This is a genomic window from Noviherbaspirillum sp., assembly GCF_035254865.1.
Taxonomy (GTDB): Bacteria; Pseudomonadota; Gammaproteobacteria; order Burkholderiales; family Burkholderiaceae_D; genus Noviherbaspirillum.
In genome coordinates, this window is record NZ_DATFAF010000022.1 from 90,734 (window position 1) to 96,839 (window position 6,106).

A 6,106-nucleotide genomic window follows, 5' to 3' on the forward strand; every position below is an offset into this window, starting at 1 on the left:
TGTCAGTTCACCATTGCGGTCACGGTGCATTGATGCCAGCATGATTTCAGCGCTTTTCCTGAACAGGAGTGATCGACCATGAACATCGACGAGCTCAACCAGGTGGCACGCGCCATCGTCGCCGAACGGAAAGGCATCCTGGCGGCGGATGAAAGCGGCCCGACCATCAAGAAACGCTTCGACGCGATCCAGCTGGCGTCCAGCGAAGAAAGCCGACGGCGCTATCGTGAAATCCTGTTCACCACCGAGGGCGTCGAACAGTATCTCGGCGGCGTGATTCTGTACGACGAAACCCTGCGTCAATCCACGCGCGACGGCGTTCCCTTTGCCGAACTGCTGTCGCGTCGCGGCATCATTCCCGGCATCAAGGTGGACAAGGGCAGCAAGGCGCTGGCCCTGCATCCCGGCGAGAAGATCACCGAAGGCCTGGACGGCTTGCGCGATCGCCTGGTCGAATACCGGCAGATGGGCGCGCGCTTCGCGAAGTGGCGCGCGGTGATCGAGATCGACGAGCACACGATACCGAGCGCCTGCGGCATACGGACCAATACGCATGCGCTGGCGCGTTACGCCGCACTGTGCCAGGAAGAGGGTATCGTGCCCATCGTGGAACCGGAAGTGCTGATGGACGGCACGCACGGCATCGCGCGCTGCGAGGAAGTGAGCTCACGCGTGCTGGGCAAATTGTTCAGGGAACTGGACGCGCAGGGCGTGGCCTTCGAAGGCCTGCTGCTCAAGCCCAACATGATCATCCCCGGCATGAAGTGCCCGCAACAGGCCAGCGTGCAACAGGTTGCCGAGGCGACGGTGCGCTGCCTCAAGCGCCATGTTCCCGCCGCCGTGCCGGGCATCGTGTTCCTGTCCGGCGGACAGAGCGCGGAAGATGCGACCGACCATCTGAACGCGATGAACAACATGGGGCCGCATCCGTGGCAACTCAGCTTCTCCTACGGCCGTGCGCTGCAGGCGCCCGTCCTCGCCGCATGGCAGGGACAGGAAAGCCGGGTGGAAAAGGCGCAGCAGGCCTTCCTCTTGCGCTGCCGGCTGAACGGGCTGGCGCGCACGGGGGAGTATGGGCGCGAGATGGAGAAAGAGGCGGGATAAAGAGAAATTCTTGTCCACGGAAAGCACGGAATACACGGAAAGAACAAATGCTTTTTTTCCGTGCCTTCCGTGTTTTCCGTGGACACTCGCTACTTGCTAGCGCGTGTCGTTCTTCACCTTGGGCACCGGATAGTAGCGCAGGCGGAATGCATCGGGCATGCCCGAGCCGAGCAAGGGACGCAGGTACAGCCGGAAGGCATCGGTGATGTCGGTGCCGCTTTCGGCGATGAACTCGTCGTCCATCACGCGCGTCTTGCCGGCCACGACTTCGAGGTCGAGCAATTCATAATCGACCGAGTAGAAGCCGGTGCGATTGATCGCCACCGATCCGTCGCGGTTACCCCACATCGCATACTGCACCGCTTTTTCGCCGACCTCGCGCGCTTCGCGCTGATCGACGTCGGAGAAGCAGCCGATGAAGGAGCGCTGCAGATAGCCGAAGGTGTCGCCGCGCACGCGCTTGATCTTCAACTTGGACTTGATTTCATCGCATAGCAGGTCGGCCAGCGCACCGTTTCCGGAAAGCTGCACGTTGCCGTGCGCGTCGCGCTCCACTTCCTTGGCAAGGATGCTCGCGATGGGCGTTCCCGACAGGTCATGCACACCTTCGGACACGGCGATCACGCAGCGTCCGTAGCGATCGTAGATGCGCTTCACATCGGCCAGGAATTTGTCGATGACGAAAGTGCGTTCGGGCAGGTAAATCAGGTGCGGTCCGTCGTCGGGGAATTTCTTGCCGAGCGCGGACGCCGCGGTAAGGAAGCCGGCGTGACGCCCCATCACCACGCCGACGTAGACGCCCGGCAGTGCCGCGTTGTCGAGATTGGCCCCGGCGAAGGCTTGCGCGACGAAGCGCGCAGCCGACGGAAATCCGGGCGTGTGATCGTTGCCGACGAGGTCGTTGTCGATGGTCTTCGGGATGTGAATGCTGCGCAGGGGATAGTTCGCCTTTTGCGCTTCCTGGCTGACGATGTGCACGGTGTCGGCCGAGTCGTTGCCGCCGATGTAGAAGAACTGCTCGATCTGGTGTGCGCGCAGCACGTTGAAGATTTCCTGGCAATACTTGACGTCCGGCTTGTCGCGCGTGGACCCCAGCGCCGACGCAGGTGTGTTGGCCACCAGTTCCAGGTTGTGGCTGGTCTCCTGCGTCAGATCGAGGAAATCTTCATTCACGATGCCGCGTACGCCGTGCCGCGCGCCGTAGACCAGTTCGACATTGCGGAATCGTCGTGCCTCCAGCACCACGCCGACCAGCGATTGATTGATCACGGCGGTCGGACCGCCCCCTTGCGCCACCAGGATTTTTCCGGAAGGCATAGCATTCCTCCTCTATCCAGCGTTGTAGGCATCACTCGTCCGATTCTACCGCGACAGGATGGAAGAGGGCAGCTTGCGGGAAGAATATTCGGGTTGCGCTTGAGAAGGATCAGTTCCACAAGCTAATGCGGCGCAACCGATCCGCGCCAGGCGCCGGTTTCGCTGCCGCGGGTTTCGAGCATCTCCTTGAAGCGCTTGAGATTGGCTTTCGTCTGCAGCTTGACGACACCAAGCGCATCGCCGATCTTTTCATCCATGCTGCGCGGGTCGTAATCCATTTGCAGCATGATGCGCGTCTTGCCGTCCGAGAGCTTGTGGAAGGTGACCACGCCGGCATTGCGGACGCCGCCGATGCTGCGCCATGCGATGCGCTTGTCGGGAATCTGCTCGGTGATTTCGGCATCCCATTCCTGTTCCTTGCCGGCCACGTCGGCGCGCCAGTGCAGATGCGTGTCGTCAAGCTGACGTACTTCGCGCACGCTGTCCATGAACTTCGGAAAATCTTCAAACTGCGTCCACTGATTGTACGCAGCGCTGACCGGGACATCCACGTCGATGGATTCCTGCGTGGACGATGACTTCTTTCGCATGGCGCCGGTCTTCTTCAGCTGTTTCGACAGGATAACTCCGCCCGCGGCAAGCGCGGCAACGGCGAGGATTCTGTTCATGTTCATGTGCATCTCCTTTCGGGTAAGGCTTGTTCGTCGGGCAAAGTTGTCTTGCGCGTCGCGCAAAGTGATTCATGCAGATCGTGATTCACTGACCACGAAGCTTGTCATTAAGTTCGTGAGCGATTTCCAACGGCCTTGCTTTCACGCGGCTTCCGCGCGTGATTTACCGTGCGACATGCTGCGCTTCCACACATGGAACTAATCGCGCGCGCAGGCTTCTTACAAGCCTATTGCGGTTTTATTAATATGCTAAAAAGCGCTCAGATCTCCTCTCTACGCAACAGTGCAGCAATCCCGGCTCATCTTCAATTCCGCCTCCTGCGAGGCGCCGCCGCACATCAACTTCCCGCATGGTTGACTGCATCGCGATGAAGAGGCTCGCCGCACTGTGTTGACGCTTTTCGCATGGAACGAACAAGGAGATGCATCATGGCTTCAGTTTCAAGAAATGATTCCGGCATGCTGACCGCGCTTTTCACTGATCGCGCCAGCGCCGAGCAAGCGTATCAAGTCCTTACCGAACGCGGTTATACGAAGGACGACATCAACGTGGTCATGTCGGATGACACACGCAAGAAACATTTCGTGCAGCAAGGCACGGCGCAGACCGAGCTTGGCAGCAAGGCGGCGGAAGGCGCCGGCGTCGGCGGCGCGATCGGCGGCACGCTGGGCGCGGTGATTGCTGCCGCGATGGCCACCGGCGCGAGCATTGCGCTGCCTGGCATCGGCCTGGTGGTAGCCGGCCCTCTGGCCGCGGCGGCGGCGGGTGCGGGCGCAGGCGCCGCCACCGGCGGTCTGCTCGGCGCGCTGGTCGGCTGGGGCATTCCGGAAGAGAACGTCAAGCGCTACGAGAGCGGCCTGAAAGGCGGCGGCATCCTGATCGGCGTCAGGCCGCGTTCCGAGGAGGATGCCGATTACATCGAACAACGCTGGCGCAGCCTCAATGCGCAAGACATCTACCGGCCGGGCCGCATGGCGCAGACAGCTGACAGCAGCGGACGCACCAGCGTGATCGGCGTGTATGACGACTTTGCGGATGCCGAAGGCGCGGTGCAGGCGCTGACGGCGGGCGGCATTCAACGCTCGCGTATCCACTTGCAGCCCGATTCGGAAATCCCGGCAGGCGGGAAGGCTGCGAAGGCCGCAAAAGCGGCAAAGGCGGAAGCGGAGCACGGCGCGGCAGGCATCAGCGGTTTCTTCCGCTCGCTGTTCGGCACGGAAGAGCACAAGGAGCATCACGATGTGTACGCGGAATCGGTGCGCCGCGGCAGTTACGTGCTGACGGTCGAAGTGCAAGACCACCGGGAGGCCGAGCGCGCGTCCGACATCATGAATCGCTTCAATCCGGTCAATATCGATGAACGCGCCGGCGCATGGAAGCAGCAAGGCTGGTCTGGCTATGAAGCTGCCGCGCCGAAGCTGTCGCAAAAGGAAATTGAAAAGGAACGCAGCAGCTACCGTCCGGCGACGACGCAGGCCGGCACCACGGAGCAATCGACCTTTCCCGTCATCGAGGAAGAATTCAAGGTCGGCAAGCGCCTGGTGCAGCGCGGCGGCATCCGCATCTTCCGCCACGTGACGGAAAGGCCGGTGCATGAATCGGTGCAACTGCGCCAGGAGCATGTGAAGGTCGAGCGGCACGCCGTCGACCAGCCGGCCAGCGAAGCCGATCTCGCCGCCTTCAAGGAGGGCTCGGTGGAACTGCGCGAGATGGCGGAAGAGCCGGTGGTGTCCAAGACCGCGCATGTGATCGAGGAAGTCACCATCGGCAAGGAAGTGAGCCAGAAGACCGAGGAAATCAACGACACCGTGCGCAAGACCGATGTCGAAGTCGAGCAGCTCGGCGCATCGGATACCGGCCGCAGCACGACCGGCATGGTGAAGGGCGACGACGACGCATTCCGCCGTCACTGGCAGACCGCCTATGGCAGTTCAGGCGGGCGCTATGAAGACTACGATGCCGCCTATCGCTACGGTTCCAACATGGCGGGCAGCGAGCGTTTCAAGAACTATCGCTGGGAAGACGTCGAGCCCGACATGCGCAGCGACTGGGAACGTCAGCACCCGGAAAGCGCCTGGGACAAGGTAAAGGACGCGGTGCGCTACGGTGCCGAGCGCGTGGGCGGAAGCCGGCGTCATTAAAGTCTGATTGATGCGCAAGCAAAGGGCGGGCGTCCGGCAACGGGCGCCCGCCCTCTTTTGTCGACAGCGGCTACTTGATCATCGTCCGACGCAATGACGGAAACGCGTCGGACGGATCAAACCCCTATTGTTTCGTTGCAGTGATGACCTGGAAATTCCCGAAGAAGCAGGTGGTGCGCTCGCACGTCCATTGACCGGCCTCTTCCAGATAGCTGACCGGGTCATGCGTATCCCAGAGCGCCAGGCCGAGCGGCTCGAACACTTTGAAGTAGGCCCAGCTCAGCGCGCGCAGCACGCTCAGGCTGGGGCGGTGGAACTCGGCGAGGAAGAGCTTGCCGCCGGGAGCGATCAGCCGGCCCGCTTCACTCAAGGCTTGCCCCTTCAGGTGATGCGGCAGCTCATGCAGCAGAAAGAAAATGACGTTGGCATTCACCACACCGTCCTCTTGCTGCATGCAGGTAGCGTTCTCCCGGATGAACTCCACCTTGTCGCCGAAACCGGCGAGCTTCGCCTTGGCGTGTTCCAGCTCGTTGGGAATGATGTCGGCAATCAGCACGCGCTCAGCGCCGGCCTGCAGCGCCGCCTTCACCACGCGCGGCATCACATTGCCGAAGGCGCAGGAAGTGATCAGCAGCTTCTTGTTGCGCAGATCCATCTGCCGGATTTCAGCCACGATCTTCGAGACCAGGCGGCGATACTGGAACAGCAGGATGGCCGAGATGACCGGCTGGAAATCGATGGCCCGGATCAGCCGCATGTTCGAGTAAACCGGATACACATGCGAGGTCTCGTTCTGCCACGCCGGGACGAGTCCGCGCACGACCAGCGCGCCTCGGGTGAAGACAAAGAAAAACAGAGCAGTAAAGCCCAAC

General features: G+C 61.5%; 5 protein-coding genes. 2 read left to right on the plus strand and 3 right to left on the minus strand.

What is annotated here, in order from left to right; all coding sequences use genetic code 11:
- The first annotated feature begins 78 nt into the window (after positions 1–78).
- The gene (locus VJ651_RS06410; protein ID WP_324106637.1) at positions 79–1,104 is read left to right on the plus strand and encodes a class I fructose-bisphosphate aldolase; all 1,026 of its coding nucleotides are present in this window, start codon (positions 79–81) and stop codon (positions 1,102–1,104) included.
- A 96-nt stretch (positions 1,105–1,200) separates the two neighbouring features.
- On the opposite strand, the gene VJ651_RS06415 is transcribed toward VJ651_RS06410, so the two are convergent.
- Together VJ651_RS06415 and VJ651_RS06420 are read right to left on the minus strand one after the other, a co-directional pair.
- Entirely contained in the window at positions 1,201–2,421 is a 1,221-nt protein-coding gene (locus VJ651_RS06415) for a 6-phosphofructokinase (RefSeq protein WP_324106638.1), read from the minus strand.
- Between the two features lie 122 nt (positions 2,422–2,543).
- The gene (locus tag VJ651_RS06420) at positions 2,544–3,095 is read right to left on the minus strand and encodes an SRPBCC family protein (protein WP_324106639.1); all 552 of its coding nucleotides are present in this window, start codon (positions 3,093–3,095) and stop codon (positions 2,544–2,546) included.
- Between the two features lie 426 nt (positions 3,096–3,521).
- On the opposite strand from VJ651_RS06420, the gene VJ651_RS06425 reads away from it, so the two are divergent.
- On the plus strand, positions 3,522–5,234 hold the full coding sequence (locus VJ651_RS06425) for a YsnF/AvaK domain-containing protein (protein ID WP_324106640.1): 1,713 nt from the start codon (positions 3,522–3,524) through the stop codon (positions 5,232–5,234).
- Positions 5,235–5,358: 124 nt separating this feature from the next.
- Here VJ651_RS06425 and VJ651_RS06430 read toward each other — a convergent pair.
- Positions 5,359–6,106: class I SAM-dependent methyltransferase (locus VJ651_RS06430; RefSeq protein ID WP_324106641.1), on the minus strand; the 748-nt coding region annotated here is incomplete at its 5' end.